5 protein-coding genes are annotated in these 3,550 nt (G+C 64.3%); 4 read left to right on the top strand and 1 reads right to left on the bottom strand.

The window, feature by feature from the left end; all coding sequences use genetic code 11:
* Window positions 1–496 (top strand): class I SAM-dependent methyltransferase (locus EOA23_RS32780; protein WP_145966563.1); only part of this gene is annotated, 496 nt, incomplete at its 5' end.
* Between the two features lie 9 nt (window positions 497–505).
* Entirely contained in the window at window positions 506–1,009 is a 504-nt protein-coding gene (locus tag EOA23_RS32775; RefSeq protein WP_127307117.1) for a hypothetical protein, read from the top strand.
* Here EOA23_RS32775 and EOA23_RS32770 read toward each other — a convergent pair.
* Window positions 1,006–1,545 carry an Lrp/AsnC family transcriptional regulator gene (locus EOA23_RS32770; RefSeq protein WP_127307116.1) on the bottom strand — a complete coding sequence of 180 codons (540 nt, stop codon included), beginning with the start codon at window positions 1,543–1,545 and terminating at the stop codon, window positions 1,006–1,008. The two genes, EOA23_RS32775 and EOA23_RS32770, sit on opposite strands and share 4 nt — an antisense overlap.
* A gap of 48 nt (window positions 1,546–1,593) precedes the next feature.
* Between EOA23_RS32770 and EOA23_RS32765 the strand changes: the two genes are divergently transcribed.
* Together EOA23_RS32765 and EOA23_RS32760 are read left to right on the top strand one after the other, a co-directional pair.
* A complete protein-coding gene (locus tag EOA23_RS32765) occupies window positions 1,594–2,778 on the top strand; it encodes an MFS transporter (RefSeq protein WP_127307115.1) in 1,185 nt (394 codons plus the stop codon).
* A 58-nt stretch (window positions 2,779–2,836) separates the two neighbouring features.
* On the top strand, window positions 2,837–3,259 hold the full coding sequence (locus EOA23_RS32760) for a GNAT family N-acetyltransferase (RefSeq protein WP_127307114.1): 423 nt from the start codon (window positions 2,837–2,839) through the stop codon (window positions 3,257–3,259).
* The last annotated feature ends 291 nt before the right edge of the window (window positions 3,260–3,550 follow it).

Raw genomic sequence — 3,550 nt, 5'->3', positions numbered from 1 at the left:
GGACGGCAATGTGTCGTTCGAAACCGGCAGTGCGCCGGCGCTGCCCTTCGAGGATGGCCGCTTCGACGCCGTGCTTCTGCAGCATGTGGCGATGAACATCGCCGATCGGCCGCTGCTCTATCGCGAGATCAGGCGCGTGTTGAAGCCGGGCGGAAAATTCGCCACCTTCGATGTCGTGCTGAATGGCGGCGATCCGCTCTATCCAGTGCCGTGGGCGAAGACGCCGGGCGAAAGCTTCCTGCTGACCGCCGAAGCGACTTACGAGGCGGTTGAAGCCGCCGGCTTCGGCACGCTGGTCCGCCGCGATGACACGGCTGTCGCCAAGGCCTGGTTCGCCGAACTCCGCGCCTCCGGTCCGCCGCCTTCGCTCAATCTCGGCGTCGTCATGGGCCAGGGTTTTGCCGAACTCACCACCAATCTCGGGCGCAATCTCATGCAGGGACGGTTGGGCGTTCTGACGGCAGTGTTCGAAGCCGTTCCTGTGAAGGCTTTATAGGAGGTGCGGATGTCACCGGCGATGATCCTGAACATCCAACTTGGGCTCGGCTACGTGCCATGGCTGCTTTGCTTCACCGCCTATATCTGGCCGAGGCTGAGGTCGATCGAACCGATAGAAGCGCAGCGCGCCATCGCAACGCTGCACAGCTTCCGCTTCTTCGGGCTGGTCTTCCTCATCCCAGGTGTGGTCGGCCCCGACCTTGCTCCTGGCTTCGCAAGCTTCGCCGCCTATGGCGACTTCGCCACCGGCCTGCTCGCCATGCTGGCGTTGCTCGCGGGGAAGCAGCCCGCGATCTTCTGGCCGCTCGTCGTCGCCTTCAATGTCGTAGGCATGGTCGACCTTGTCGGCGACTACTATCATGGTGTCCTGCTCGACCTTCCCGGCCATGCCGGCCAGTTGGGCGCGACTTACGCGATCCCGGTCATCTACGTGCCGCTGCTGATGATCACGCACGTCGCGGCCTTCTATCTGCTGGCGCGTTCGAGGCGCCATCACCCGGCAACGGCCTAATACATGGGATTTGCCATGTGCTTGGGCGCAGGCCATTCGCCCGTGATTTCGGGCTGCACCGGACGCTCGAGATAGGTCGACAGAACGACATAGCTGCGCGTCGAGGTGACGCCGGGCGTGTCGTAGAGACGGGCGAGCAGGCCTTCGAGCGCCCGCGTGTCCTCGGTGCGCACCTTGAGCAGCATGCAGGTGTCGCCGGCGACCGTGTGGATCTCCTCGACCTCCGGATATTTCGAGACCGCCATCAGCTCCGGCGTCTTGCCCCAGCCTCTGGTGTCGATATGCACGAAGGCGAGCAGCGGCTTCTTCACCGCCCTTGGATCGATGATCGCCGAGGTGGTGCGGATGGCGCCGCTGCGCTTCAGCCGCTTGACCCGCTCATGCGCCGCCGGCGGCGACAGGCCGACGCGCTCGCCCAGATCGGCGTAGCTGATGGTCGCGTCCTCGACGAGAACGCCTAATATTTTTCGGTCGATCGGGTCGACCTCGCGGGCCGGTTGCTTGTTCCGCTGAATGTCATCTGTTTCTGCGTCCATATGGAAATTCTCCATTGATACGGAATTTAATTCGGCCATTATGATGATATGTCGAACAGCAATCAATCAGCTTTTATAGCCGCGGCGCCGCGCGCGCCGATTCCGGCCGCCGCCTATCTGCTGACCGGCTGCATCGCCGTCATCGGCTCCAATTCGCTGGTTCTGGGACCGATCGCGCCTGCCGTAGCGGCATCCTTCGGCGCCAGTGTGCCGGCGGTGATGACGGCGGCTGCCGCCTTCGGCCTCGGCACATCGGGCAGCGCGCTCTTCCTTGCCCGATATATCGACCGCATCGGCGCGCGCCGCATGTTGCAGGGTGCGTTGCTGCTGCTGGCCCTGGCGCTGGTCGCCAGCGCGTTGGCGCCGACGGTGGCGGCGCTGGTGGCGGCCCAACTCGTCGCTGGCATTGCCGCCGGCATCGCCATGCCGGCGATCTACGCCAGTTCGGCCGCGATCGCGCCGCCCGGCCGCGAGAGCGGCACCATCGGTGTCGTGCTGACCGGCTGGACCCTCTCGATGGTCGCCGGCGTCTCGCTGTCTGCCGTGATTGCTGATCTCATCCATTGGCGGGCCGTCTTCGCGGCCGTGGCGTTGCTGGCGGCAGCGGCCGTCACTGGCCTGGCGATGAGCTCTCTGCACGACACCAGGAAAAGCGGTCCCGCGCCGTCGCCGCTCGGCGCGCTCGCCGTTCCCGGCATCCTGCCGCTGCTCATTGCCTGCGGCGCCTTCATGACCGCCTTTTATGGCGTCTATGGCTATCTCGGCGATCATTTCCATGAAGCTCTCGGCGAGCCGGTCAGCGCCAATGGCCTGGCCGCGGTCGCCTATGGCCTGGGCTTCGGCGCAGCCGCCTTGCTGGATGGCGTCATCGATCGGCTCGGGGCGCGCCGCGTCATGCCTTTCGCCTATCTGCTGGTCGCCGCCGTCTATGTCGCGATCGCCGTGGCGAGCGGCGGCTTCACCTTCCTGATTGCGACGATCGCCGTTTGGGGCCTTGCCAACCATTTCGGGCTGAACGTGCTGGTCATGCGCCTCACCGCGCTCGATCCGTCGCGGCGCGGCACCATTATGGGACTGAACAGCGCGGTCACCTATCTCGCCGTCACCGTCGGCACGGCAGGCTTCGGCCCGCTCTACACGAGCCTCGGCTTCGCCAACTGCGCCCTGATCGCCGCTGGATTGATGCTGGTGGCGGCGGGCGCGGCAGCATGGCGGTCGGCCACCCGGCAATAGGCTTGCATCTGCGTTCGCACCTTCGCTAAGGCTGGCTTGCGAACCGGAGTCGGAGCCGATGAAGACGACGCTCGAGATCACCGCCGAGCCCCTGCCGCGGGACCTTGCTTTCCTGGGCGAAAGTCTCACCGCTTTCAATGATGGCGACGTCGGCGCTTCAGACAGGAAGCCCCTCGTAGTCTTCGTGCGCGACGAGCATGATGCCATCGTTGCCGGCATATCCGGCTACACCGCCTGGGGCTGGCTTTACGTGCAGTGGCTGTGGGTCGACGAAAGGCTGCGCGGCCAACACATTGCCGCCGGCATGCTCGACGCCGCCGAGCAGGAGGCTGTCGCGCGCGGCTGCCACGGCGCCTGGATCGACACTTTCAATCCAATTGCCGAAAAGGTCTATCGGCGTCAGGGCTACCAGCCGTTCGGCGAATTGCCGGATTTCCCGATCGGCCGCCGCCGCGTTTTTCTGCAGAAGAGGCTGCCTTAGAGAGCAATTCCAGGAAAAGTGTGAAGCGGTTTTCCGTCCGGAATTGCGTCAAAACAAACTAGTTCCTCAACACAGTGATTTTGAAACATTGCAGGCTTGTCGGGCAAGGCTATCAACGTCCGCCAAGGTAGTCGGCGCAAACGCTGGCGATGAGCTGAAGGCTTCTGAACTTCGTCATTCCAGGGCGGAGCAAGGAGCGAAGCGACGCGCGCAGACCCTGGAATCCATGCCGTTACCTGGACCGAAGTGTGCAACGGTGCAGAATTCTGGACCGCCGCGGCGCTTTGAAGT

The organism is Mesorhizobium sp. M2A.F.Ca.ET.042.01.1.1 (genome assembly GCF_003997405.1).
Lineage (GTDB): Bacteria > Pseudomonadota > Alphaproteobacteria > Rhizobiales > Rhizobiaceae > Mesorhizobium.
Note: the sequence above shows the minus strand (reverse complement) of the source record. Positions and strands in the feature narration are given on the sequence as shown.